Here is a 23406-nt window from a genome sequence, read left to right on the forward strand (position 1 = left end):
GAGGGTTTAGGTAGCCCGTCTTAATTTGCCCCCGCGCCACCGGTCAAGGGCGGCAACCGGATTGCGAAAAATTCGTTCGTTCGGTCCTGAAATTGCGCGTGGCTCTTGGAAATTTGCTGGGTGAGGGTTTACCGTGTTCGGAGTCGGTTCCCAAAAATGGGACCACTGGCTTCGGAGGGTTTGGATGAACAAAGCAGAGCTCATAGATGTGCTCACACAGAAATTGGGCTCGGACCGTCGGCAGGCAACCGCCGCCGTCGAGAATGTTGTCGACACCATTGTGCGCGCGGTGCACAAGGGCGACAGTGTGACCATTACCGGGTTCGGTGTCTTCGAACAGCGCCGGCGCGCGGCGCGGGTGGCCCGCAATCCGCGCACGGGCGAGACGGTAAAGGTAAAGCCGACATCGGTCCCAGCGTTCCGGCCCGGTGCTCAATTCAAAGCGGTTGTGTCTGGCGCACAGCGCCTCCCGGCGGAAGGACCTGCAGTGAAACGTGGTGTGGTAGCAGCCGGCGCAGCCAAGAAGGCGGCGAAGAAGGCTCCGGTGAAGAAGGCGGCGAGCAAGGCTCCGGCCAAGAAGGCTGCGGCCAAGAAGGCCCCGGCCAAGAAGGCCGCCGTTAAGAAGGCCCCGGCCAAGAAGGCCGCGACCAAGGCTCCGGCCAAGAAGGTCGTGAAGAAGGCTCCCGCCAAGAAGGCCGCGGTTAAGAAGGCTCCGGCCAAGAAGGCCGCGGTGAAGAGGGCCCCGGCCAAGAAGGCGGCGAGCAAGGCTCCGGCCAGGAAGGCTCCTGCCAAGAAGGCCGCCGCGCGGCGCGGTCGCCGGTAGGAAGTTCCACACGCGAATACCCTTCGGGGTGGCGCTATGCCACCCGGAGGGTATTCGCGTGTCAGGCCCGCACGTTGGCGGCCAGCGCCCCACCGATGTGGTCGGCCGCCACCAGACGGCCGCCTGACAGCGACAGCACCCACGTGCTGCCCTTGTGGTTGCGCGACTTATCGGCGCGCACCCCGTCGCGTTCGCACCACCAGGCGATGAGGTCCGGAATCACTTTGCCCTGCGTGCAAATCACGGGGGTGCCGGCCGCCTCCTCGGCGATACGCAGCATCCGGTGGCGGGCCCGCTTGGGACTCTTTGCGTACGACTCCTCGGTGAGGGCGGGCTCGTTGTGGATCGTCACACCGAGTTCCTCGGCGAGCGGTTCAACGGTCTGGTGACAGCGGAGCCGGTCCGCCGCGTACACCTCGGTGGCGCCGAATGCCAGCAGCTGGGGAACCAGTGCCTCCGCCTGCGCGCGTCCCCGCTTGTCGAGCGGGCGCTTGGTGTCGTCGCCTTTGAAACGGGATTTCCGTCCCGCGGTGCCGTGCCGGACCACCAGCACGGTTCGCGTGTCTTCGGGCTGTTTCGCGAAGTGGCGCAACATCTTTCGATCGTGCGGGTAGGTCAGTCTGTCCTTCGCCTCGGCGACCGGCAGCCACACCAACTCGTCGACCTCGCGTCCCGGCGTGAATTCGCCGCCGGTGTCGCGCGCCGCCCAGTAGTAGACCTTCTTGACGCCCTGCTCGATCGGATAGCTCACCATGTCGAGCCGTCGGCCGAGGATGGCGCGGTGGCCCGTCTCCTCGAATACTTCCCGCACCGCCGCCACGGGTACTGTCTCGCCGGGATCCAACTTGCCCTTCGGCAGCGACCAGTCGTCGTAACGGGGGCGGTGGATCACCGCGACCTCGAGCCTCGCGTCCGCCGGATCGTCACCGCCGGTCCGCCACAGCACCGCGCCCGCGGCGTACACGATCCGGCTTCCCGACCGCCGACCCGCCGACGAGGTCTCGTTTGACACCTAAACTCCTGCAGGTCAATTCGCTCGCGGTCGTCGATGCGACCAGGAAGCTACCACACGGCCGTCAGGGGCTGCGGTGCCGCTCCATCAGTGACACCTGATGGTCGCGCACGCTGTGGCCATCCTGGGGCGACGCGGTCCACTGCCCGTCGGAACCCAGTTCCCAGCACCGGGTCGACGGGTCCAGCGCGGAGGTGAACAAGTCGTCCAGGTATGCGGTGAGCCGCGGATCCTTGACCTGAACCAGCGCCTCGACCCGCCGGTCGAGGTTGCGGTGCATCATGTCGGCGCTGCCGATCCAGAACTCGTTGATGCGGTTGAAATGCATGATCCGCGAGTGCTCCAGGAAGCGGCCGAGGATCGAACGGACCGAGATGTTCTCCGAGAAGCCCTCCGCGCCCGGGCGCAGCGCGCAGATGCCGCGGACCACCACCTCGACCCGCACACCGGCCCGCGACGCGCGATACAACGCGTCGATCACCTGCTCGTCGACCAGAGCGTTCATCTTCATCCGGATCCGGCCGCCACCGTGTTCTCGGTGCGCGGCGATCTCGCGCTCGACGCGTTCGATGATGCCCGTGCGGATACCGTGCGGGGCGACCAAGAGATTGCGATACGAAACCTTGCGCGAGTAGCCGGTAAGCGAATTGAACAAATCGGTCAGATCGGCGCCGATTTCGGGCGACGCCGTGAGCAGACCGACGTCCTCGTACAGTCGCGCCGTCTTCCCGTTGTAATTGCCGGTCCCGATGTGGCAGTACCGACGGATCGCCGAACCCTCGCGGCGCACCACGAGGCAGGTCTTGCAGTGTGTCTTCAGCCCGACGTACCCGTAGACGACGTGCACGCCCGCCTGCTCAAGTGTGCGCGCCCAGCGGATGTTGGCCTGCTCGTCGAAGCGCGCCTTGATCTCCACCATGGCCACCACTTGCTTTCCGGCTTCGGCCGCGGAGATCAGCGCCCGGACGATCGGTGAATCACCGGAGGTGCGGTACAAGGTCTGCTTGATCGCCAGCACGTTGGGGTCGGCGGCGGCCTGCTCGATGAATCGCTGCACACTGGTCGAGAACGAGTCGTACGGATGATGAAGCAGCACATCGCCTTCGCGCAGCGTCGCGAAGATGCTGCGCGGTGTTTCGCGGTCCGCGAAGGCGGGGTGGGTGTCCGGAACGAATGTCGGATCCTTGAGCGCGGGCCGCTCGATCCCGTAGATCTGCCACAACGACGAAAGGTCGAGGAGTCCGGGCACTTCGATGACGTCACCGGGATGCACGTCGAGTTCGCGCAGCAGCAGTTCCAGCATGCTTTCGGTCATGTCGTCGGCGATCTCGAGCCGCACCGGCGAACCGAACCGCCGGCGTGCCAGCTCGCGTTCCAGCGCCTGCAGCAGATCCTCGTCGCGGTCCTCTTCAACCTCGTAGTCCGCGTTGCGGGTGATGCGGAAGGCGTGATGCTCAACGATTTCCATACCCGGGAACAGCTCGGGCAGGAAGGCCGCGATCAGTTCTTCCATCGGTAGATAGCGGACGATTCCCGGGCCGTCGTCGGAAACACCGCGGGCGTCGAGCTCGACGAAGCGATCGACGTTGTTGGGCACCTTGACCCGGGCGAAGTGCTGGCCACCATCCTCGGGCTGGCGCACCATGACCGCCAGGTTCAGGCTCAACCCGCTGACGAACGGGAACGGGTGAGCGGGATCGACCGCCAGCGGGGTCAGGACGGGAAAGACTTGTTCGGTGAAATAGGTCGACAATTCGTCGCGCTCCGCCTGATCGAGATCGGCCCACGTGACGATGTGGATGCCTTCCTCGGCGAGCGCCGGTCGCACCGAATCGAGAAACACCCGCGCGTGCCGGGTGGCGATTCGCTGGGTCTGCTCGCCGATGCGGGCCAGTTGCTCGCGCGGGGTCAGGCCGTCGGCCGACCGGACGGACAGGCCCATCTCGTCGCGGCGCTTGAGGCCGGCCACCCGCACCATGTAGAACTCGTCGAGGTTGGACGCGAAGATCGCCAGAAACTTCGCGCGCTCCAGGAGCGGCAGCGAGTTGTCGGCGGCGAGCGCCAGCACGCGCGCGTTGAAGTCCAACCAGCTCAGTTCCCGGTTGAGGTAGCGGTCCTCGGGCAGCTCGTCGGAGATCGCGGCGGGGGTGGCCGCGGGTGGGGCCGCCACGTTGGCCTCGCCTGAATGCCATGTGGTCTCGTCGGGCCGCGCCTCGGCTTCGGTTTCGGTCACCCTGCGATCATTGCTCATCACCCGCTGGTGCTGCTAGCGCTCGGCGGACATCCATTCGCAGTTGGCGCGCCGTTCATCGCCTGTACAAGTTTGCTGTTGCGCGGTTCGGTTAGTGCTGCGCTCGTGCTATTTGATGGCCCGGGCGGTCGCCGTCCCCACCCCGAGGCGACGCGCGGCCGCCAGGTCCGCGGGGGTGTCGACGTCGCATCGCAGGCCGGGCCAGGCGCCGGTGAGCTCGATCGCGCCCGAATGCCGGTGCCGCGCGCACGAATCCGGGCCGAACTGCGGATCCAGCGGGGCGCCGAACGCGCAGAGCGCGGCGGTGCCCGTGGCCAGCCGGTCGGCGACGAAGCTGCGCCGGTGCTGGCGGGCGGCGGTAATGGCCTCGGCCAACTCCTGGGTTTGCAGCGCGGGCAAATCGCCTTGCAGCACAACGATATTGGTGAATGCCAGGGCTACCGCTCGTTCGGCGGCGGCGATCGCGCTGTTCAGTGGGTCGCGGTCGCCATCGGGTGTCGGGTCGGCGAGCACGCCGGCCCCGAGCTCGGCCGCCGCGGCCGCCGCGGCGTCGTCGGGCGTGACGACGGTGATCGAGCCCAGCGCCTCGACGCCCGACGCGGCGGTCAGGGTGTCGACCAACATGGCCAGCACCACCTTCTCCCGCGTGGGCGCCGAGAAGACCGGGGCCAGGCGGGTCTTGGCGGCGGCCAGCCGCTTGACGGCGATGATCAACGCGACGTCACCCGCGCCGTCGTCCGCCCCGTCGGCCCGTGTGCCGCTCATCCCGCCATCCTGCCAGCGCGATCGGCGCGGCCCGGCGTCGCGGTAGCGTGACGGAACACCGTCGCGTCACAGATTGGGGATCACATGGCCAGCACGGTTGCCGGTTCGGAGGGCGCCGTCGCGGTGATGGGTGCCGGTGCCTGGGGGACGGCGCTGGCCAAGGTGCTGGCCGACGCGGGAGGGCCGGAAGTAGAAGTCGCGCTGTGGGCGCGGCGCTCCGACGTCGCCGACCAGATCAACGCCACCCGTTACAACCCCGCCTATCTGCCCGGCACGCTGTTGCCGCCGGGCATCCGTGCCACCGACGACGCGAGCGAGGCGCTGGCCGGCGCGACGACGGTGCTGCTGGGGGTGCCGGCGCAGACGATGCGCGGCAACCTCGAGCGGTGGGCGCCCTTGGTGGCCGACGGCGCCACCCTCGTCAGCCTCGCCAAGGGCATCGAACTGGGCACGCTCATGCGGATGAGTCAGGTGATCATATCGGTGACCGGCGTGGACCCCACTCAGGTCGCGGTGATCTCGGGGCCGAACCTGGCCAGTGAGATCGCGCAGTGCCAGCCCACCGCCACGGTCGTCGCGTGCAGCGACTCCGGCCGGGCGGTTGCCGTGCAGCGCATGCTGAACAGCGGCTACTTCCGTCCTTATACCAATAGCGACGTGGTCGGCACCGAGGTTGGCGGGGCTTGCAAGAACGTCATCGCGCTCGCCTGCGGAATGGCGGCCGGCGTCGGGCTCGGCGAAAACACGGCCGCGGCGATCATCACGCGGGGCCTCGCGGAGATCATGCGGTTGGGCATAGCCCTCGGCGCCAAGGGGGCGACGCTGGCCGGGCTGGCCGGTGTCGGAGACCTGGTGGCCACCTGCACCTCGCCGCATTCGCGCAACCGGTCGTTCGGCGAATGCCTGGGCCGCGGCGGGACCATGGAGTCGGCCACGCAGGCGGGGGAGGGGCACGTGGTCGAGGGCGTGACGTCGTGCGAGGCCGTGCTCGCGCTGGCGGCCAGCTACGACGTCGAGATGCCGCTGACCGAGGCCGTGCACCGGGTCTGTCACAAGGGGCTGTCGGTGGACGAGGCGATGGCGTTGCTGCTGGGCCGCAGCACCAAGCCCGAATGAGACGCTTCCGCTGGCGAAAGTCCAGCTGGCGGTCCGGTGCCCGACCCCGGGGCCCCTCAACCGGTAGCCTCTCCAGGTTGTGAATGCCAGCCACCGCGTGCGCGTCGCCGTCGTCTTCGGCGGTCGCAGCAACGAGCACGCCATCTCGTGCGTGTCGGCGGGCAGCATTCTGCGCAACCTCGACCCCCGGCGTTTCGAGGTGATCCCGATCGGCATCACCCCGCAGGGTTCGTGGGTGCTCACCGAGGGCGACCCGGATGCCCTGGCGATCACCGATCGGCAGTTGCCCGAGGTGACCGCCGAATCGGGTACCGAGCTGGCCCTGCCGGCGGATCCCCGGCGCGGCGGCGAGCTGGTCTCGCTGTCGCCCGGGGCCGGTGAAGTTTTGACGTCCGTCGACGTGGTGTTCCCGGTGCTGCACGGCCCCTACGGCGAGGACGGCACGATCCAGGGGCTGCTGGAGCTCGCCGGCGTGCCCTACGTCGGCGCCGGGGTGCTGGCCAGCGCCGCGGGCATGGACAAGGAGTTCATGAAGAAGCTCCTTGCCGCCGAGGGACTTCCGGTCGGTCCGCACACGGTGCTGCGCCCGCCGCTGGCGGAGCTGAGCCTCGACGAGCGCGAGCGCCTGGGCCTGCCGGTGTTCGTGAAGCCCGCGCGCGGCGGCTCCTCGATCGGCGTGGGCCGGGCCGCAAGCTGGGACGAGCTGCCCGCCGCGGTCGCCAACGCCCGTCGGCACGATCCGAAGGTGATCGTCGAGGCGGCGATCAACGGTCGCGAGCTGGAGTGCGGCGTCCTCGAAATGCCCGACGGCACAGTGCAAGCCAGCACCGTTGGCGAGATCCGGGTGGCCGGGGTGCGGGGCCGCGAGGACTCGTTCTACGACTTCGCGACGAAATACCTCGAGGACGCGGCCGAATTGGACGTGCCCGCGAAGGTCGAGGACGACATCGCCGACGCGGTGCGCCAATTGGCGATCCGGGCATTCAAGGCCATCGACTGCCAGGGCCTGGCCCGGGTCGACTTTTTCCTCACCGACAACGGGCCGATCATCAACGAAATCAACACGATGCCGGGCTTCACGACCACCTCGATGTACCCGAGGATGTGGGCGGCCAGCGGAGTCGACTATCCCGCCCTGCTCGCGATCATGGTGGAGACGGCCCTGGCGCGGGGCGTGGGCCTGCGCTGACTACGGTGCGGGTGCCGGGTCGATCGGCACGGCCGCGATGGTGTGGTCGATCGCGTCGGAGAGCTGCTGGATGGGCGTCGGTCCCGATCCCGCGGGCAGCGTGAGCGCCACGTACACCGGCCGGTCGACCGTGTACCACGTGGCCCTGCCGGCCTCGCCCGCGGATTGCTGGCCGGCGGCCACCTCGAACCACTGCACCCGATCGACGATCTGGATCGGGGACCCCACCACGAATTCGGCGGGGCGGTCGAGCCCGCAGCGCAACACCACCGGCTGGCTGTCGGGCGAGGTCCGCCAGGCCGCCGCGCCGTCGGGCGCCGGCTGCGCCAGCTGCGCGCGCTGGTAATCGCCGAGCCGCTGCGGCAGCGCGTCGGCCAGCGCCCGGCAGGCGGCGCTGGTCGCCTGCGGCGCCGGGAAGGCCGCCACGGTAACCGGCTGTGGCGGCGCCTGGCGGGTCGCCGCGATGGCCAGGATCACCCCGATCGTCACGACGGCCAGCGTGATCGCCGCGATCATCACGGCGCGCGGTGGTCCGGTGTCGGTTGCGGAACGGGTATCGGGTTCGGCGTTCACCGCCCGCGCACCTCCTTCTCTTACACTGGCGCGATCGGGCAGAGACCCAACTTACCGCAGGTCCGGGCGACCGCAGCGGGCCGGAGGAGGTGGCGTGCGCGACGACACACCCGGGGAGTCCCCCACGCTGGCGCGGCTCGGCGAGTTCGCCGTCATCGATCGGGCGGTGCGCGGCCGTCGGCAACCCGACGCGGTACTGGTCGGGCCCGGCGACGACGCGGCGCTGGTGTCGGCGGGCGACGGCCGCACCCTGGTCTCGACCGATGTGCTGGTGCAGGACCGGCACTTTCGGCTGGACTGGTCGACGCCCCACGACGTCGGCCGCAAGGCGATCGCGCAGAACGCCGCCGACATCGAGGCGATGGGCGGGCGTGCCACGGCCTTCGTCGTCGGGTTCGCGGCGCCCGGCGACACACCGGCCGCGCAGGTGGACGCCCTGGTCGACGGGATGTGGGACGAGGCGGTGCGGATTGGCGCCGGCATCGCCGGCGGCGACCTGGTCAGCTGCCCGCAATGGGTGCTGTCGGTGACGGTGCTGGGCGACCTCGACGGCCGCGCCCCCGTGCTGCGGTCCGGGGCGAAGGCCGGCTCGGTGATCGCCGTCGCCGGTGAACTGGGTCGCTCCGCCGCCGGATATTCCCTGTGGCAGAACGGGATTGAGGGTTTCGACGAGCTGCGGCGCCGCCACCTGGTGCCGGAACCGCCCTATGGCCGGGGCGCCGTCGCCGCGGCCGCGGGCGCGGAGGCGATGATCGACGTATCCGACGGGCTGATCGCCGACTTGCGGCACGTCGCCGAGGCGTCCGGGGTGGGCATCGACTTGTCCGCCGCGGCGCTGGGCGCGGACCGGGACGCGCTGGCCGCCGCCGGTCACGTCGTCGGGGCCGACCCAATGGCGTGGGTGCTGTCCGGCGGTGAGGACCACGCCCTGGCGGCCTGTTTCGCCGGCACGGCGCCGGCCGGCTGGCGCGTCATCGGCCGCGTGCTCGACGGCCCGGCCCGGGTGCTCGTCGACGGCGCGGAGTGGAGCGGTTACGCGGGTTGGCAGTCGTATTAATGTGACGCGGTGACCGTCTACGCGATCGCCCAACTGAGATTCACCGACCGGGCAGCCTACGACCGGTACCAGGGGAGGTTCATGGAGGTCTTCCGTCGTCATCCCGGAACGTTGCTCGCCGCCGACGAGTCGCCCGAGGTCGTCGAGGGCGACTGGGACCGCGAGAAGCTGGTGCTGATGTCATTTCCCGACGAGGCCGCGTTCCGCGGTTGGGCGCAATCACCGGAATATCAGGAGATCTCGAAGGACCGGCGCGCCGGCGCCGACACGGTGGTGCTGCTCGTCAAGGGGCTGCAATGACCGCGCGCCCGCTGAGCGAGCTCGTCGAACCGGGCTGGGCCACCGCGCTCAAGCCCGTCACCGACCAGGTCGCCCAGATGGGGGAGTTTCTGCGGGCCGAGATCGCCGCGGGTCGCCGGTACCTGCCGGCCGGGCCAAACGTGTTGCGCGCCTTCACCTATCCGTTCGACGACGTCAAGGTGCTGATCGTCGGTCAGGACCCCTATCCGACGCCCGGGCACGCCGTGGGCCTGAGTTTTTCGGTGGCGCCCGACGTGCGTCCGCTGCCCCGCAGCCTGGCCAACATCTTCGACGAGTACGCCGCCGACCTGGGCCACCCCCAGCCGGCGTGCGGCGACCTGACGCCCTGGGCGCAGCGCGGCGTGATGCTGCTGAACAGGGTGCTGACCGTGCGGCCCAACAACCCGGCGTCGCACCGGGGCAAGGGGTGGGAGGCGGTGACCGAGTGCGCGATACGCGCGCTGGCCGAGCGCTCGCTGCCGCTGGTGGCCATCCTGTGGGGCCGCGACGCGTCGACGCTGAAACCCATGCTGGCCGAAGGCAATTGCGTGGCGATCGAGTCGCCGCACCCGTCGCCGCTGTCGGCGTCTCGCGGCTTTTTCGGCTCGCGCCCGTTCAGCCGCGCCAACGAGCTGCTGGCGGGGATGGGCGCCGACCCGATCGATTGGCGGCTGCCGTGACCGAGATGACCGCCCTGCGCGCACATCGGCGGGGCGGCCCCGAGGTGTTGGTCGTCGAGCGCGCGCCCGTCCCGGTGCCGGCGCCCGGGGAAGTGCTGATCGCGGTGCACGCGGCGGCCATCACGTTCGACGAGCTGACGTGGGAGGAGACCTGGACCCGCGGCGGCGCCGACCGGACCCCGGTGATCCCGTCCCACGAGGTGTCCGGCGTGATCTCCGAAATCGGTTCGGGCGTGGCCGCTTTCGCTGCCGGCGACGAGGTGTACGGCCTGATCCAATTCGACCGCGACGGCGCTGCCGCCGAATATGTCGCGGTGCCGGCGGCCGACCTGGCCGCCAAGCCGTCGACGGCGTCGCACGTCGCCGCCGCCGCGCTGCCGCTCGCCGGGCTCACCGCACTGCAGGCCCTGGTCGACCATGCCGCCGTCCGGCCGGGGGAAGAGGTCCTGGTGCACGGCGGGGCGGGCGGGGTCGGCGCGTTGACGGTTCAGCTCGCCGCCATCCTCGGCGCGCGGGTCACCGCCACCGTCCGCAGCGACGCGCGCGAGCTCGTCGCCGGCTTCGGCGCGCAACGGGTCATCGATGTGCGCACCGAGGCGTTCGACGACGACGGTCCCGCGTACGACGTCGTCATCGACACCGTCGGCGGCGAGACGCTGGACCGGTCGTTCGCAGTGCTGCGTCCGGGGGGACGGCTGATCACCCTCTCGGCACCACCGCCGGCGGGGAAGGCCGACGACTACGGCGTGAGCGCCACCTTCTTTATCGTGACGCCCGATCGGGTTCAGCTCGCCGAGCTAGCCGACCTCGTCGACACGGGCCGGCTGCAGGTGGAAATCGCGGCGACCTTCCCGCTCGACAGGGGGCGCGAAGCGTTCGAGAGCGGTCAGCGTCCCGGCAGGCGCGCGGGAAAGACCGTCCTCGTCGTGCGGGATTAGCCGCGGACGACCTTGCCGGCCTTGATGCAGGACGTGCAGACGTTCAGCCGCTTCTTGTTGCCACCCGGACGGGTCACGACGTGCACGGTCTGAACGTTGGGGTCCCACCGGCGGCTGGTGCGGCGGTGGGAGTGCGACACCGACTTGCCGAAGCCGGGGCCTTTCCCGCAGATATCGCACACAGCGGCCATTGTTCAAACTCCTCAAATGTTCAGGGGTCCGGCTCGGCGGTCTGGCAAGGGCCGGGACAGCCCGCAATGACTCGGGCCAGCCCAGGATACCGACTGACATGGGCAACCACCAAAACGATCAACACCCGTCCGGCGACGCAGACCCGGCATTGTCGCCCGCGCTGGCTAGGCTCGATGGGTCGGCGCACTCAGGCAGTGGGCGCGCCGTCCTGGCTGGCCGCTGAGAGGCTCCGAGGGAGGTGGGTCGCTTGGGCACGTCAGAGGCGCTACTGGACGCCGCGACCCTGCGGCACTGGGCCCACACCGCCGTCAGCGACCTGATCACCCACATCGACGAGATCAATCGGCTCAACGTCTTCCCGGTCGCCGATTCCGACACCGGCGCCAACATGCTGTTCACCATGCGTTCCGCGCTGGCGGAGGCCTCTGCAGGAGCGGGCGGGGCCGGCGGCGACGGGTGCGTGGCCCGGGTGGCCGCGGCCCTGTCGACCGGTGCGCTGAACGGCGCCCGCGGCAATTCCGGGGTGATACTGTCGCAGATCCTGCGTGGCATCGCCGATGTCGCCGCGACCGCGGCCGCTGAGTCCGGCGGCGAGCTGGCCCACATGGACGCCGCCGTCCTCGGGGACGCGTTGCGGCGCGGCGTGGAGCTGGTCATCGAGTCGATGGGCGGCGCCGAAGTCCCGGGGACCATCGTCTCGGTGTTGCGGGCCGCCGCCGAGGCCGTCGGGGAGTGCGCCGCCGAAGGGCTGCCCGCCGCGATCACCGCCGCCGGCGATGCGGCGGTGATCGCGCTGGAAAAGACCCCCGAGCAGCTCGATGTCCTCGCCCACGCCGGCGCGGTGGACGCCGGCGGGCGCGGCCTGCTCGTCCTGCTGGACGCGCTGCGCTGCGCCGTCACGGGTCAGGCGCCCCGCCGCGCGGTGTACGCGCCGTCGCCGCGCGCGCACTGGCCCGAAACGGCCACCGAACAGCCGGCACCGCAGTTCGAGGTGATGTACCGGCTGGACGGCTGCGATTCCGAGGCCGCGGACGCGCTGCGGAATCGGCTCGAGGGCCTCGGGGAATCCGTGGCCATCGCCGCGGCGGCCGCGCAGGAAGCCACCACGCTGGACAGCTACTCGGTGCACGTGCACACCGACGACGCCGGGGCGGCCGTCGAGGCCGGGCTGGCGGCCGGGCGCCTCAGCCGCATCGTCATCTCGGCGCTGACCTCCGGTGCCACCGGGATGCCCGCCGGCGGCTGGACGCGCGAACGCGCGGTGCTGGCCGTCGTGGACGGCGACGGCGCCGCCGAGCTGTTCTCCGGCGAGGGCGCCTGCGTGCTGCGGCCCGATCCGGACATCGGCGACATCAGCGCCCACCAGCTGGTGCGGGCCGTGGTCGACACCGGCGCCGCCCAGGTGATGGTGCTGCCCAACGGGTATGTGGCCGCCGAGGAGCTGGTGGCCGGCTGCACGGCGGCCATCGGGTGGGGGATCGACGTGGTGCCGATACCCGCGGGGTCGATGGTGCAGGGGCTGGCCGCGCTGGCCGTGCACGAGACGGACCGGCAGGCGGTCGACGACGGCTTCACGATGGCCCGCGCCGCCGGTGCGGCCCGGCACGGGTCGGTGCGTGTCGCGACCGAGAGCGCGTTGACGTGGGCCGGTCGCTGCCAGCCGGGCGACGGCCTGGGCATCGCGGGCGACGAGGTGCTCATCGTGGCCGCCGACGTGGCCGCGGCGGCGATCGGCCTGCTCGACCTGCTGCTGGCATCCGGCGGCGACCTGGTGACCGTGCTGATCGGCGCCGGCATGACGGAGGCCGACGGCCTTACCGTCGGCGAGGTCCTGCAGGACCACGTGCACGACAACCATCCGGGGACCGAGCTGATGACCTACCGCACCGGCCACCGCGGCGACGTCCTGCTGGTCGGGGTCGAGTAGCCGTGGCGTCGCTGTCCGACCGGTTGACCTTCGTGGTGGGCGGCAAGGCGGTCAAGCTGCTCGACGAGATATTCGGCATCCGGACCGTGGACGACTTGCTGCGCCATTACCCGCGTGGCTACTCCGAAGGCGCGAGCCTGTGGGGCTTCGGCGACGAGCGGCCGGAGGAGGGCGAGCACATCACCATCGTCGACGTCATCACGGATGCCTTCACGAAGTCGATGAACAAGGACCCGAAGAAGAAATACTGCCGCATCACCGTTGGCAGCGGACGCAATAAGGTGACGGCGACGTTTTTCAACGCGGGCTGGATCAGCAAGGAGCTGACCAAACACACCAAGGTGATGTTGTCCGGTGAAGTCGGTTACTACAAGGGCGCTATGCAGTTCACGCACCCGGCCTTTCTCATCCTCGATTCACCGGACGGCAAGGCCCACGGCACCAAGTCGCTGGCCAAAATCGCGGGCGCGTCACGAGCCTCCACCGCCGAAGAGGTCGTGGATGCGTACGAACGCCGCTTCTTCGCGATCTATCCCGCCAGCGCGAAATTGCAGAGCTGGGACATCTTCGCGACCGTGCGCCAGGTGCTGGACGTCCTCGACCCGGTGCCCGATCCGCTGCCGGAAGACCTGCGCGCCCAACTCGGTTTGATCTCCGAGGACGAGGCGCTGCGCGCGATCCACCTCTCGGAAGACGAGCGCGAACGCCAAAGGGCGCGTGAGCGATTGACGTTCGACGAGGCCGTCGGCCTGCAGTGGGCGCTGGTCGCCCGCCGGCACGGCGAGCTGTCGCAATCCGGGCCCGCTGCGCCGCGCCGAGACGACGGCCTGGCGGCGGAGTTGTTGCGGCGGTTGCCCTTCGAGCTGACGGCGGGTCAGCGCGAGGTGCTCGACGTGCTGTCCGAGGGCCTGGCCGCGAACCGCCCGATGAACCGCCTGCTGCAGGGCGAGGTCGGCTCCGGCAAGACGATCGTCTCGGTGCTGGCGATGCTGCAGATGGTGGACGCGGGCTACCAGTGTGCGCTGCTGGCGCCCACGGAAGTCCTTGCTGCACAACATCTCCGGTCGATCCGCGACGTCCTCGGCGAGTTGGCGATGGCGGGCCAGCTGGGCGGGGCGGACAACGCGACCCGGGTGGCGCTGCTCACCGGCTCGATGACGGCCGCGCAGAAGAAGCAGGTTCGCGACGAGGTCGCCGGCGGTCACGCCGGCATCGTCATCGGCACCCACGCGCTGCTGCAGGACGCGGTGAACTTCCACAACCTGGGCATGGTGGTGGTCGACGAACAGCACCGGTTCGGCGTCGAGCAGCGAGATCAATTGCGCGCCAAGGCTCCCGCGGGCATCACGCCGCACCTGCTGGTGATGACCGCGACGCCGATACCGCGGACCGTCGCGCTCACGGTGTACGGCGACCTGGAGACCTCCACGCTGCGCGAACTTCCGCGCGGACGCCAGCCGATCAGCACCAACGTCATCTTCGTCGACGACAAGCCCACGTGGCTCGAGCGTGCCTGGCACCGCATCATCGAGGAGGTCTCCGCGGGGCGCCAGGTTTATGTGGTGGCGCCCCGAATCGACGAGACCGACGACCCGGAAAAGGAAAAAGAGGCGGGCCGCCGTCCCTCGTCGACCGCGGTGGGGATGTTCGAGCGATTGCGCTCCCGGGAGCTGGCGGACCTGCGGCTGGCCCTGATGCACGGGCGGTTGTCGGCCGACGAGAAGGACGCCGCGATGGCCGCCTTTCGCGCCGGTGACGTCGATGTGCTGGTGTGCACCACGGTCATCGAGGTGGGGGTCGACGTCCCCAACGCCACGATCATGCTGGTGATGGACGCCGACCGGTTCGGCATCAGCCAGCTGCATCAGCTGCGCGGGCGCATCGGCCGGGGCGAGCATCCGAGCCTGTGCCTGCTGGCCAGCTGGGTCGCCCCGGAATCGCAGGCCGGTCGGCGGCTGCGCGCCGTGGCCGAGACCATGGACGGCTTCGCCCTCGCCGACCTGGACCTCAAGGAGCGGCGCGAGGGAGACGTGCTGGGCCGCAACCAATCCGGCAGGGCCGTCACGTTGCGGCTGCTGTCGTTGGCCGACCACGGGACGTACATCGAAGCCGCCCGCGACTTCTGCGTGCGGACCTACGAGCGCGATCCCGCCAACCCCGAATTGCGTTTGCTGGCGGCGCGTTTCACCGACACCGACCGGATCGAATACCTGGACAAAGCATGAACCGGAAGCTGCTGATGTGGTTGGCGGCGGCCGCGGTGCTCGCGGTGCTGGTCGCCTACCAGACGCTGGGATCACTGTCGGCCAAGCACGCCGAAGTCGCCGCCCGCGCCGACGTGCCCACGGTGCAACCCGGCGCCGATGTGCTCGCGGGCGTCGCGGTGCTGCCGGAGCGGGTCCACCGCTACGACTACCGCCGCCCGGCGTTCGGCGACGCGTGGGACGACGACAACGACGCGCCGCTCGGGCACAACGGGTGCGACACCCGCGACGACATCCTCGACCGCGACCTCGTCGACAAGACCTACGTGTCGATCAAGCGGTGCCCGAACGCGGTGGCCACCGGAACCCTGCACGACCCGTACACCAACACCACGGTGATGTTTCAGCGGGGCGCCAAGGTCGGCGAGGCGGTGCAGATCGACCACATCGTCCCGCTGGCCTACGCCTGGGACATGGGGGCCTACGCCTGGCCGAACCCCGAGCGGTTGCGCTTCGCCAACGATCCGGCCAACCTGCTGGCCGTCGAGGGGCAGGCCAATCAGGACAAGGGCGATTCGCCGCCGGCCCAGTGGATGCCGCCCAACACCGCGTTCGCGTGCCAGTACGCGATGCAGTTCATCGCCGTGCTGCGCGGTTACCAGTTGCCGGTCGACCAGCCGTCGTCGGCAGTGCTGCGTCAGGCCGCGGCCACCTGCCCGGCGGGATAGCCCGCCGGTTACGCGCCGTCGTAGGTGTCCGGGTCCGGGCGGAGCCGGGTGCCGTCGTTGAGGGCGTTGATCGTGTCCATGTGCTCGCCGGCCAATTCGAAATCGAAGATGTCCAAATTGCCGGCGATGCGCTCGGGGTTGCTGGAGCGGAATACGACCGAATTGCCCAGTTGTACGTTCCACCGGAGCAGCACCTGGGCCGGCGTCTTGCCGTATTCGGCGGCCACCGAGGTCACCGTCGGGTTGTCGGTCAGCTGGCCCAGCGCGAGCGGTGTGTAGGACTGGGTGACGACGTTGTGCTGCGCGTTGGCCTTGCGCATATCGTCCTGGTTGAGCAGCGGGTGCAGCTCGATCTGGTTGACCGCCGGCGTGACGAACGTCAGGTCGATCACCGTGGAGAGCTGGTCCTCGGTGAAGTTGGAGACCCCGATCGAGCGGGCCAGGCCGTCGCCGCGGCATTGGATCAAGCCGCCGAAGGCGTCGACGAACAGGCCCTGCGCCGGCGCCGGCCAATGAACCAGGTAGAGGTCGACGTAGTCCAGGCCGAGGCGCTCCAGGCTGGCGCTGCAGGCCGCCACGGCCTTGGAAAGGCCGTGGTCCGCGGTGGCCAGCTTGGTGGTGACGAACAGCTCCGCGCGCGGAATCCCGGAAGCGGCGATCGCGCGGCCCACGGCGGCTTCGTTGCCGTAGGCGGCGGCGGTGTCGATCAACCGGCAGCCGACTTCCAGCGCGGCCGACACCGCGCGCTCGGTGTCCTCCTCCGACAAATCGGCGACTCCGAGGCCGAGCACCGGGATGGTGTTTTCGTCATTGAGAGCCATTGACGGTACTGCGGCGCCCGACTCGCGAGTCAACGTCATTCACCTACCTGTGAAATTGCAGTTCGTGGATCCGGATCCGCCGCGGAATTACTCGCAATCCGTATGGGTTCACCGACTTGGGGATCACGATATTACCCAGCTGCAATCGCTACGTAAGCAATGCCCGCGCGGGCATCCCCTGGTCCGCAGGTCTCGGCGACGCCCGTAAAGTTGGTCGCACGGCACGCCGGGTACAGACGGGTATCGGACAACCGTTGTCAGCGTGACGAGGGGAGCAGGAGAAAGTGATGGCCAAGAGTCTCGCGACGGAGCTCGACCTCGGAGCCAAACGCGCATCGATGCGGTGGACGAGCCGCGTGCAGGGCGCCGTATCCACCATCGGCGTCAAGGTCATTCCGTGGATTCCGACCCCCGCCAAGCGGGCGCTGTTCGGTGGCCGCTCGGTCATCATCGACGGCAACACGCTGGACCCGACGCTGCAGCTGATGCTGTCCGGGCTGCACGCCGTCGGCATCGACGGCCTGGTCGTCGACGACGACGCGGCCGCCTCCCGGGCCCAGCTGCGCGAGACGACGGCGGCCTTGCCTGGACCTCAGGTTCACGTCGAGGTGGACGAGATCTCGCTGCCCGGACCGGCCGGCGAGATCCGCGCCCGCCATTACCGCCCGGCCGACGGGGTCGAGGCGCCGTTGCTGGTCTTCTATCACGGCGGCGGGTGGGTGATCGGCGATCTGGACACCTACGACCCGCTGTGCCGGCTGACGTGCCGTGACGCGGGCATCCACGTGTTGTCGATCGACTACCGGCTGGCTCCCGAGCACCCGGCGCCCGCCGCGGTCGAGGACGCCTATGCCGCCTTCCGGTGGGCACACGAGCACGCCGCCGAACTCGGCGCGGCCGCCGGGCGCGTCGCGGTCGGCGGCGACAGCGCCGGCGGCAACCTGGCCGCCGTCGTCGCCCAGCTGGCGCGAAACGAGGGCGGCCCCGCCCCCGTGCTGCAGTGGCTGATCTACCCGCGGACCCACTTCACGGCGCAAACCCGCTCCATGAGCCTGTTCGCCCGCGGCTTCCTGCTGACCAGGCGCGACATCGATTGGTTCCAGGCGCAGTACCTGAGGGGTTCGGGGATCGATCCGACGGATCCGCGGCTGTCGCCGCTGCTCGCCGAGTCGCTCTCGGGCCTGGCGCCGGCGCTGATCGCGGTCGGGGGCTTCGACCCGCTGCGCGACGAGGGCGAGGCCTACGCCGCGGCGCTGCAGGCCGCCGGAACCGCCGTGGACCTGCGCTACCTGGGCTCGCTGACACACGGCTTCGTGAACCTGTTCCAGCTCGGCGGCGACAGCGCCGTCGCGACCAGCGAACTGATTTCGGCGTTGCGCGCCCATCTGAGCCGCGCCTGAGTCACCGGGCGGCACGCCGGTACGCTAGAGGCGCCTCTCAAGCGTCATCACCGTCCCGAAGGATCAGCGAACCCGTGGCCGACAAACCCAAACGCCCCCCGCGCTACGACCTGAAGTCCGGCACCGGGAAATCCGGCCGCCTCTTCCAGATCGGCGGCACCGCGTTCGTCGTACTCCTCCTGGTCGGCATCGTCTTCTACATCGTGACGTCGCAGCACAAGAAGGGCGGCGCCACCGGCGAGGGCGACACGGTGCGGGTGACGTCGAGCAAGCTGGTCACCCAGCCGGGGACCAGCAACCCCAAGGCCGTGGTGACGTTCTACGAGGACTTCCTGTGCCCGGCCTGCGGTAATTTCGAGCGCAACTTCGGGCCGACCGTCTCCAAGCTGATCGACGTCGGCGCCATCGCCGCCGATTACTCCATGGTGGCGATTCTCGACAGCCAGAGGAACCAGAACTACTCGTCGCGGGCGGGCGCGGCCGCCCTGTGCGTCGCCGACGAATCCATGGACGCGTTCCGCCGTTTCCATAGCGCGCTCTACAGCACCGACATCCAGCCCAACGAGCGCGGCACCAGCTTCCCCGACAACGCGCGGCTCATCGAACTCGCCCGCGAAGCCGGCGTCGTCGGCAAGGTTCCCGATTGCATCAACAGCGGCAAGTACCTTTCCAAGGTCACCGGCGAGGCGGCGGCCGCCAAGATCAACGCGACGCCGACCATCAAGATCAACGGCGAGGATTACGAGCCGTCGACGCCCGACGCGCTGGTCGCCAAGATCAAGTCGATAGTCGGCGACGTGCCGGGGCTGGACGCCGCCGTCGCTCCCCCGGCGTGACGACCACCCCGGTGTCGGCCGAACCCGCCGAGGAGACGCCGGTCTCGCGCGTACCGGCACCCAGCGCGTGGTGGGTGCTCATCGCCGGGGTGATCGGCCTGGCCGCGTCGATGACGCTGACCGTGGAGAAGATCCAGCTGCTGCTCAACCCGGCGTACGTGCCGACGTGCAACATCAACCCGATCGTGTCGTGCGGGTCGGTGATGGTGACGCCGCAGGCGTCGGTGCTGGGGTTCCCCAACCCGCTGCTCGGGCTGGTGGGCTTTTCCGTGGTGATCGTCACCGGCGTGCTGGCCGTCACGAAAGTCCCTTTGCCGCAATGGTATTGGGTTGGCCTGACGGTCGGGGTGCTGCTCGGTTCGGCGTTCGTGCACTGGCTGATCTTTCAGAGCCTGTATCGCATCGGGGCGTTGTGCCCGTACTGCATGGTGGTCTGGGTGGTCACCATCGCGCTGCTGGTGGTGGCCGCGTCGATCTCGTTTCGTCCGGCGCTGCAGCGGCGGCAGGGCGGTCCGGCGTGGGTGTTCTACCAGTGGCGGTGGTCGATCGCCGCGCTGTGGTTCACGGCGGTGTTTCTGCTGATCATGGCGCGGTTCTGGGACTACTGGTCGACGCTGTTGTGAACGCCTGCGCGTGACCCGGATCATCGGCGGCGTCGCCGGGGGACGGCGGATCGCGGTCCCGCCGCGCGGAACCCGGCCGACCACCGACCGGGTGCGCGAATCGCTCTTCAACATCGTCACCGCGCGCCGCGACCTGGCCGGGCTGGCGGTGCTCGACCTGTACGCCGGGTCGGGCGCGCTCGGGCTGGAGGCGCTGTCGCGCGGGGCGGCCTCCGCGCTGTTCGTGGAATCCGACCAGCGCACCGCAGCGGTCATCGCGCGCAACATCGACGCCCTGGGCCTGCCCGGCGCGACCGTGCGCCGGGGCGCCGTGGCGTCCGTCCTGGCGGCCGGGGCCGCGTCCCCGGTGGACCTGGTGCTGGCCGACCCGCCCTACGACGTCGACGCCGCGGACGTGAACGGCGTGCTGGCGGCGCTGACCGCGCACGGCTGGGTGCGCGACGGAACCGTCGCCGCGGTGGAGCGTGCGGTCGGCGGCGCGGCGCTGACGTGGCCCGCGGGCTGGTCCGTGTGGCCCGAACGCGTTTACGGCGACACCCGCCTCGAGCTGGCCGAATTTGGGTGAACCGGCCGTGTACCGTCGTTCCACATGAGCGGCGCGGTATGCCCGGGCTCCTTCGACCCGGTGACATTGGGCCACATCGATGTCTTCGAACGCGCCTCGGCCCAATTCGACGAGGTCGTCGTCGCGATCCTGGTCAACCCCGCCAAGAAGGGCATGTTCGAACTCGACGAGCGGATCGCCATGATCGAGGAGTCGACGACGCACCTGCCCAACCTGCGGGTGGAGGCGGGGCAGGGCCTGGTGGTCGACTTCGTCAGGGCGCGCGGCATGACCGCGATCGTGAAGGGCCTGCGCACCGGCACCGACTTCGAATACGAGCTGCAGATGGCGCAGATGAACAAGCACGTCGCCGGTGTGGACACGTTTTTCGTCGCCACCACGCCGCGCTATTCGTTCGTGTCCTCGTCGCTGGCCAAAGAGGTCGCGATGCTGGGCGGAAACGTGGCGGAGCTGCTGCCCGAACCGGTGAATCGCCGCTTGCGCGAAAAGCTCTCGGACCGGTGCTGAGGGCGGTCAGAAAACGACGGTTTGGTTGTCGTGAACGATGACGCGGTCCTGGCAATGCCACAGCACCGCGCGTGACAGCACCGCGCGCTCGACGTCGGCGCCGATGCGTACCAGATCGTCGACCGTGTGAGTGTGGTTGACGCGCACCACGTCTTGTTCGATGATCGGCCCCTCGTCGAGCGCCTCGGTGACGTAGTGAGCGGTCGCGCCGACCAGCTTCACACCCCGTTCGCGGGCGCGCTTGTAGGGCGCCGCACCGGTGAAGGCGGGAAGGAACGAGTGATGAATGTTGATGAGCGGGCAGCCGAGCGCGTCGAGGAATGACGCGCTCAGAATCTGCATGTAGCGGGCCAGTACCACCAGATCCACGTTGCCCCTGAGCAACTGAAGCTGGCGTCGTTCGGCCTCGGCACGGGTGTCGCGGGTGGCGGGGATGTGGACGAACGGCACCCCGAAGGGGCGCACGTGATCGGCCAGGTTGGGATGGTTGGCGATCACCATGCCCACGGACATCTGAAGTTCGCCGCGACGATTGCGCCACAACAGGTCCAACAAACAGTGGTCTTCCTTCGACGCCATGATCGCGACCCGCTTGGGCTTGGCTGCCTCGGTGAACCGGTAGTCGATGTTGAACCTGTCGGCGACGGTACGGGCGAATTCGCGCTCCAGCTCGTCTCTGGCCGCGGTCAGGCCGGGCAAGTGAAAGACTGCGCGCTGCAGGAAGATTCCGTCCTCCGGGGCCGTGGAGTGCTGTTCCAGCGAAATGATGTTCGCGCCGGCGCGGGCCAGAAAGTCGCTCACCGCGGCGATCAATCCCGGCCGGTCGTGGCACCGCAGCAGCAGACGACCGATATCCCCCGGCGGCGGTGGACCGCAAGGTGGCAGTGGAAAATCACCAGCCTGCGTCGGCGTTGGCATCCCGGAGTTCGCCATCGTGGGCTTCCCTGGCCAGGGTCCCGGTGGCGGGACCGTGAAAGCGAGATTTCCGCTGCCCAGGATACTGCCCGCAGAATTCGGAAACTCGGAGTTTTGACGCCCATAACCGTCGTCCGTGAGAAACTCCATGCTGGATTTCCCCGGCACACATATTGAAGGGAATTGGCAGTGGAGGAGCGACCTGCCGTCGTATTGGAGCCTCGCGCCGAGGCCGGGGTGACCCCGGTGCTGGGTGGGTGGCGCCCGACCACTGCGTCGCCGGCGTTTGCGCCGCCGGACATCGCTCGCATCCTTGAATTCGTTCGCCACCCGGTGCACGTGGTCCGCGAGGCGGCGACGGGGCAGCTGGGCCTGGCCATGGGCGGCGAGCTGGTGGGCGTCGGCGCGTCGGAGATATCGCTGGTCGCGACGTTGCCTCCGATATACCCGGAGTGGCTCGGCGACCGTGAGTTCTGCGAGGCCCACGGGACCCGTTTCCCGTACGTCACCGGCGCGATGGCCAACGGCATCGCGACACCGGAACTCGTGGTGGCGATGGCGCAGGCCGGCATGCTGGGCTTCTTCGGCGCGGGCGGCCTCGCGTACGCCGCGGTGGAGCGCGGGGTGGCCGACATCCGGGCGAGGCTGGCGGGCCGGCCCGGACTCGCGTGGGGCGCGAACCTGATCCACTCACCCACCGAGCCCGCCCTCGAGGCGCGGGTGGCGGAGCTGTTCATCGCGCAGGACGTCCGCGTCGTCGAGGCGTCGGCGTTCATGAAACTGACCCCCGCGGTGGTCCACTACGCGCTGTCCGGTCTGTCGGCCGATCCGGCCGGGGCGATCGTCCGGAAAAACCATGTGATGGCGAAGATCTCGCGGCCCGAGGTCGCCCGCATGTTCATGGAACCCGCGCCCGCGGCGATGGTCTCGGCGCTCGAATCGGCCGGCAAGCTGACGGCGCGAGAAGCCGAACTTGCCCGACATGTGCCGGTGGCGGAAGACATCACGGTCGAAGCCGACAGCGGCGGGCACACCGACAACCGCCCGCTGGCGTCGCTTTTCTCCGAGATCGTGCTGCTGCGCGACGAGCTGGCGCAACAGCACGGCCTGGACGGCCGCGTGCGGGTGGGCGCCGGCGGCGGCATCAGCACGCCGCAGTCCGTTGCCGGCGCGTTCGCGATGGGGGCCGCGTACGTCGTCACCGGCTCGGTCAACCAGTCGTGCGTCGAGTCGGGGCTGTCAGCACGCGCGCGCGAAATGCTCGCCAAGGCGTCGGTGGCGGACGTGATGATGGCCCCCGCTTCCGACATGTTCGAGATGGGCGTGAACCTGCAGGTGCTCAAGCGCGGCACGATGTTCGGCCCGCGGGCGAGGAAGCTCTACGGATGGTACGCCGGCTACCCGGACCTGGCGGCGGTGACGGGCGAACACGGCGCGGAGCTGGAGAAGATCCTCGGCAAGAGCGTCGACGACGTCTGGGCCGAAACGCGCCAGTATTGGGAGCAGCGGGAGCCGGCGGTGCTCGAACTCGCGGCCCGAGACCCGAAGTATCGAATGGCGCTGGTGTTCCGTTGGTATCTGGGCAAATCGAGCCGGTGGGCGATCGACGGCGATCCCGAGCGTGTCCTGGACTACCAGATCTGGTGCGGCCCATCCATGGGCGCCTTCAACAGCTGGGTGGCCGGCAGTTACCTGGAGGACTGCGCGCACCGCAACGTCGACCAAGTGGCGCTTAATCTGCTCGAGGGAGCCGCCCGAATCAGCCGCGCGCAGCAGGCCCGAACGTGCGGCGTGCCCGTCGGAGTAAGTGCATTCCGCTATATTCCGCAGCCATTATCCATTGCGTGCGACGGCGCGGTGTCCACCTGACCGTCCCGCCTTACTCGGCTCGAATTGCCGGCGCGGGAGAATTCGCTGCCGCGGAATGGTGATCGCGCGGCAAATATTACTTACTGGTAGTTTTTGCCGCCTGCGTGCGGCCGGG

23 protein-coding genes are annotated in these 23406 nt (G+C 69.4%); 16 read left to right on the forward strand and 7 right to left on the reverse strand.

Annotated elements, in window-relative coordinates; translation table 11 throughout:
* The first annotated feature begins 184 nt into the window (after positions 1 to 184).
* A complete protein-coding gene (locus tag AC5Y2S_RS05680) occupies positions 185 to 823 on the forward strand; it encodes an HU family DNA-binding protein (protein ID WP_499954536.1) in 639 nt (212 codons plus the stop codon).
* 61 nt (positions 824 to 884) lie between these two features.
* Here the strand turns inward: AC5Y2S_RS05680 and mutT1 are convergent, their stop codons facing one another.
* From mutT1 to cofC, 3 genes are all read right to left on the reverse strand, one after another.
* On the reverse strand, positions 885 to 1835 hold the full coding sequence (mutT1, locus tag AC5Y2S_RS05685; protein WP_499954538.1) for an 8-oxo-(d)GTP phosphatase MutT1: 951 nt from the start codon (positions 1833 to 1835) through the stop codon (positions 885 to 887).
* 64 nt (positions 1836 to 1899) lie between these two features.
* Positions 1900 to 4089, reverse strand: a complete 2190-nt coding sequence (locus AC5Y2S_RS05690) for an RNA degradosome polyphosphate kinase (RefSeq protein WP_499954540.1) — start codon at positions 4087 to 4089, stop codon at positions 1900 to 1902.
* A 105-nt stretch (positions 4090 to 4194) separates the two neighbouring features.
* On the reverse strand, positions 4195 to 4851 hold the full coding sequence (gene cofC / locus AC5Y2S_RS05695; protein ID WP_499954541.1) for a 2-phospho-L-lactate guanylyltransferase: 657 nt from the start codon (positions 4849 to 4851) through the stop codon (positions 4195 to 4197).
* 84 nt (positions 4852 to 4935) lie between these two features.
* Between cofC and AC5Y2S_RS05700 the strand changes: the two genes are divergently transcribed.
* Positions 4936 to 5967, forward strand: a complete 1032-nt coding sequence (locus AC5Y2S_RS05700; RefSeq protein ID WP_499954543.1) for an NAD(P)H-dependent glycerol-3-phosphate dehydrogenase — start codon at positions 4936 to 4938, stop codon at positions 5965 to 5967.
* Between the two features lie 79 nt (positions 5968 to 6046).
* Entirely contained in the window at positions 6047 to 7156 is a 1110-nt protein-coding gene (locus AC5Y2S_RS05705; protein ID WP_499954544.1) for a D-alanine--D-alanine ligase family protein, read from the forward strand.
* Here AC5Y2S_RS05705 and AC5Y2S_RS05710 read toward each other — a convergent pair whose 3' ends face one another.
* Positions 7157 to 7672, reverse strand: coding sequence for a DUF3515 domain-containing protein (locus AC5Y2S_RS05710; protein ID WP_499955654.1), 516 nt, complete (start codon positions 7670 to 7672; stop codon positions 7157 to 7159).
* 151 nt (positions 7673 to 7823) lie between these two features.
* On the opposite strand from AC5Y2S_RS05710, the gene AC5Y2S_RS05715 reads away from it, so the two are divergent.
* The 4 genes from AC5Y2S_RS05715 to AC5Y2S_RS05730 are packed head-to-tail and all read left to right on the forward strand — an operon-like array spanning position 7824 to position 10704.
* Positions 7824 to 8786, forward strand: coding sequence for a thiamine-phosphate kinase (locus AC5Y2S_RS05715; protein ID WP_499954545.1), 963 nt, complete (start codon positions 7824 to 7826; stop codon positions 8784 to 8786).
* Between the two features lie 9 nt (positions 8787 to 8795).
* The gene (locus tag AC5Y2S_RS05720; RefSeq protein WP_499954547.1) at positions 8796 to 9086 is read left to right on the forward strand and encodes a DUF1330 domain-containing protein; all 291 of its coding nucleotides are present in this window, start codon (positions 8796 to 8798) and stop codon (positions 9084 to 9086) included.
* Positions 9083 to 9766, forward strand: a complete 684-nt coding sequence (locus AC5Y2S_RS05725; protein WP_499901040.1) for a uracil-DNA glycosylase — start codon at positions 9083 to 9085, stop codon at positions 9764 to 9766. The genes AC5Y2S_RS05720 and AC5Y2S_RS05725 overlap by 4 nt, the downstream gene beginning before the upstream one ends.
* Positions 9767 to 9771: 5 nt before the next feature.
* Entirely contained in the window at positions 9772 to 10704 is a 933-nt protein-coding gene (locus AC5Y2S_RS05730) for an NADP-dependent oxidoreductase (protein ID WP_499901811.1), read from the forward strand.
* Here the strand turns inward: AC5Y2S_RS05730 and rpmB are convergent.
* On the reverse strand, positions 10701 to 10895 hold the full coding sequence (rpmB, locus tag AC5Y2S_RS05735) for a 50S ribosomal protein L28 (protein ID WP_066930307.1): 195 nt from the start codon (positions 10893 to 10895) through the stop codon (positions 10701 to 10703). The genes AC5Y2S_RS05730 and rpmB overlap by 4 nt on opposite strands.
* 248 nt (positions 10896 to 11143) lie before the next feature.
* Between rpmB and AC5Y2S_RS05740 the strand changes: the two genes are divergently transcribed.
* From AC5Y2S_RS05740 to AC5Y2S_RS05750, 3 genes are read left to right on the forward strand one after another with little or no spacing between them, the layout of a single operon-like run.
* The gene (locus AC5Y2S_RS05740; protein WP_499901039.1) at positions 11144 to 12823 is read left to right on the forward strand and encodes a DAK2 domain-containing protein; all 1680 of its coding nucleotides are present in this window, start codon (positions 11144 to 11146) and stop codon (positions 12821 to 12823) included.
* Positions 12824 to 12825: 2 nt separating this feature from the next.
* Positions 12826 to 15048, forward strand: a complete 2223-nt coding sequence (gene recG / locus AC5Y2S_RS05745) for an ATP-dependent DNA helicase RecG (protein ID WP_499954549.1) — start codon at positions 12826 to 12828, stop codon at positions 15046 to 15048.
* On the forward strand, positions 15045 to 15755 hold the full coding sequence (locus tag AC5Y2S_RS05750) for an HNH endonuclease family protein (RefSeq protein ID WP_499954550.1): 711 nt from the start codon (positions 15045 to 15047) through the stop codon (positions 15753 to 15755). Before recG ends, AC5Y2S_RS05750 begins: the two co-directional genes overlap by 4 nt.
* A gap of 8 nt (positions 15756 to 15763) precedes the next feature.
* Here AC5Y2S_RS05750 and AC5Y2S_RS05755 read toward each other — a convergent pair whose 3' ends face one another.
* Positions 15764 to 16609 (reverse strand): aldo/keto reductase, encoded by an 846-nt coding sequence (locus AC5Y2S_RS05755; RefSeq protein WP_499955656.1) that lies wholly within the window; start codon positions 16607 to 16609, stop codon positions 15764 to 15766.
* Between the two features lie 254 nt (positions 16610 to 16863).
* On the opposite strand from AC5Y2S_RS05755, the gene AC5Y2S_RS05760 reads away from it, so the two are divergent.
* From AC5Y2S_RS05760 to coaD, 5 genes are all read left to right on the forward strand, one after another.
* Positions 16864 to 17976: an alpha/beta hydrolase gene (locus tag AC5Y2S_RS05760; protein WP_499954552.1), complete on the forward strand. Its 1113-nt coding sequence runs from the start codon at positions 16864 to 16866 to the stop codon at positions 17974 to 17976.
* Positions 17977 to 18050: 74 nt separating this feature from the next.
* Positions 18051 to 18812: a DsbA family protein gene (locus tag AC5Y2S_RS05765; protein WP_499954554.1), complete on the forward strand. Its 762-nt coding sequence runs from the start codon at positions 18051 to 18053 to the stop codon at positions 18810 to 18812.
* A gap of 11 nt (positions 18813 to 18823) precedes the next feature.
* Positions 18824 to 19435 carry a vitamin K epoxide reductase family protein gene (locus tag AC5Y2S_RS05770; RefSeq protein ID WP_499955658.1) on the forward strand — a complete coding sequence of 204 codons (612 nt, stop codon included), beginning with the start codon at positions 18824 to 18826 and terminating at the stop codon, positions 19433 to 19435.
* Between the two features lie 10 nt (positions 19436 to 19445).
* Positions 19446 to 20000 (forward strand): 16S rRNA (guanine(966)-N(2))-methyltransferase RsmD, encoded by a 555-nt coding sequence (gene rsmD, locus AC5Y2S_RS05775; protein ID WP_499954555.1) that lies wholly within the window; start codon positions 19446 to 19448, stop codon positions 19998 to 20000.
* Positions 20001 to 20024: 24 nt separating this feature from the next.
* Positions 20025 to 20507 (forward strand): pantetheine-phosphate adenylyltransferase, encoded by a 483-nt coding sequence (gene coaD / locus AC5Y2S_RS05780; protein ID WP_499954556.1) that lies wholly within the window; start codon positions 20025 to 20027, stop codon positions 20505 to 20507.
* 6 nt (positions 20508 to 20513) lie between these two features.
* On the opposite strand, the gene purU is transcribed toward coaD, so the two are convergent.
* Positions 20514 to 21440, reverse strand: coding sequence for a formyltetrahydrofolate deformylase (gene purU, locus AC5Y2S_RS05785; protein WP_499954558.1), 927 nt, complete (start codon positions 21438 to 21440; stop codon positions 20514 to 20516).
* 171 nt (positions 21441 to 21611) lie between these two features.
* On the opposite strand from purU, the gene AC5Y2S_RS05790 reads away from it, so the two are divergent.
* Positions 21612 to 23291: a PfaD family polyunsaturated fatty acid/polyketide biosynthesis protein gene (locus AC5Y2S_RS05790; protein WP_499954560.1), complete on the forward strand. Its 1680-nt coding sequence runs from the start codon at positions 21612 to 21614 to the stop codon at positions 23289 to 23291.
* The last annotated feature ends 115 nt before the right edge of the window (positions 23292 to 23406 follow it).

Source organism: Mycobacterium sp. NGS69 (assembly GCF_059812165.1).

Excerpts from the sequence above, each read along its gene's own strand:
- cofC (WP_499954541.1), bottom strand. The coding sequence starts at position 4,851 with ATGAGCGGCACACGGGCCGACGGGGCGGACGACGGCGCGGGTGACGTC.
- AC5Y2S_RS05760 (WP_499954552.1), top strand. The coding sequence starts at position 16,864 with ATGGCCAAGAGTCTCGCGACGGAGCTCGACCTCGGAGCCAAACGCGCA.
- AC5Y2S_RS05700 (WP_499954543.1), top strand. The coding sequence starts at position 4,936 with ATGGCCAGCACGGTTGCCGGTTCGGAGGGCGCCGTCGCGGTGATGGGT.
- AC5Y2S_RS05710 (WP_499955654.1), bottom strand. The coding sequence starts at position 7,672 with ATGATCGCGGCGATCACGCTGGCCGTCGTGACGATCGGGGTGATCCTG.
- rpmB (WP_066930307.1), bottom strand. The coding sequence starts at position 10,895 with ATGGCCGCTGTGTGCGATATCTGCGGGAAAGGCCCCGGCTTCGGCAAG.
- AC5Y2S_RS05730 (WP_499901811.1), top strand. The coding sequence starts at position 9,772 with ATGACCGCCCTGCGCGCACATCGGCGGGGCGGCCCCGAGGTGTTGGTC.
- purU (WP_499954558.1), bottom strand. The coding sequence starts at position 21,440 with ATGGCGAACTCCGGGATGCCAACGCCGACGCAGGCTGGTGATTTTCCA.
- AC5Y2S_RS05750 (WP_499954550.1), top strand. The coding sequence starts at position 15,045 with ATGAACCGGAAGCTGCTGATGTGGTTGGCGGCGGCCGCGGTGCTCGCG.
- AC5Y2S_RS05680 (WP_499954536.1), top strand. The coding sequence starts at position 185 with ATGAACAAAGCAGAGCTCATAGATGTGCTCACACAGAAATTGGGCTCG.
- AC5Y2S_RS05725 (WP_499901040.1), top strand. The coding sequence starts at position 9,083 with ATGACCGCGCGCCCGCTGAGCGAGCTCGTCGAACCGGGCTGGGCCACC.
- coaD (WP_499954556.1), top strand. The coding sequence starts at position 20,025 with ATGAGCGGCGCGGTATGCCCGGGCTCCTTCGACCCGGTGACATTGGGC.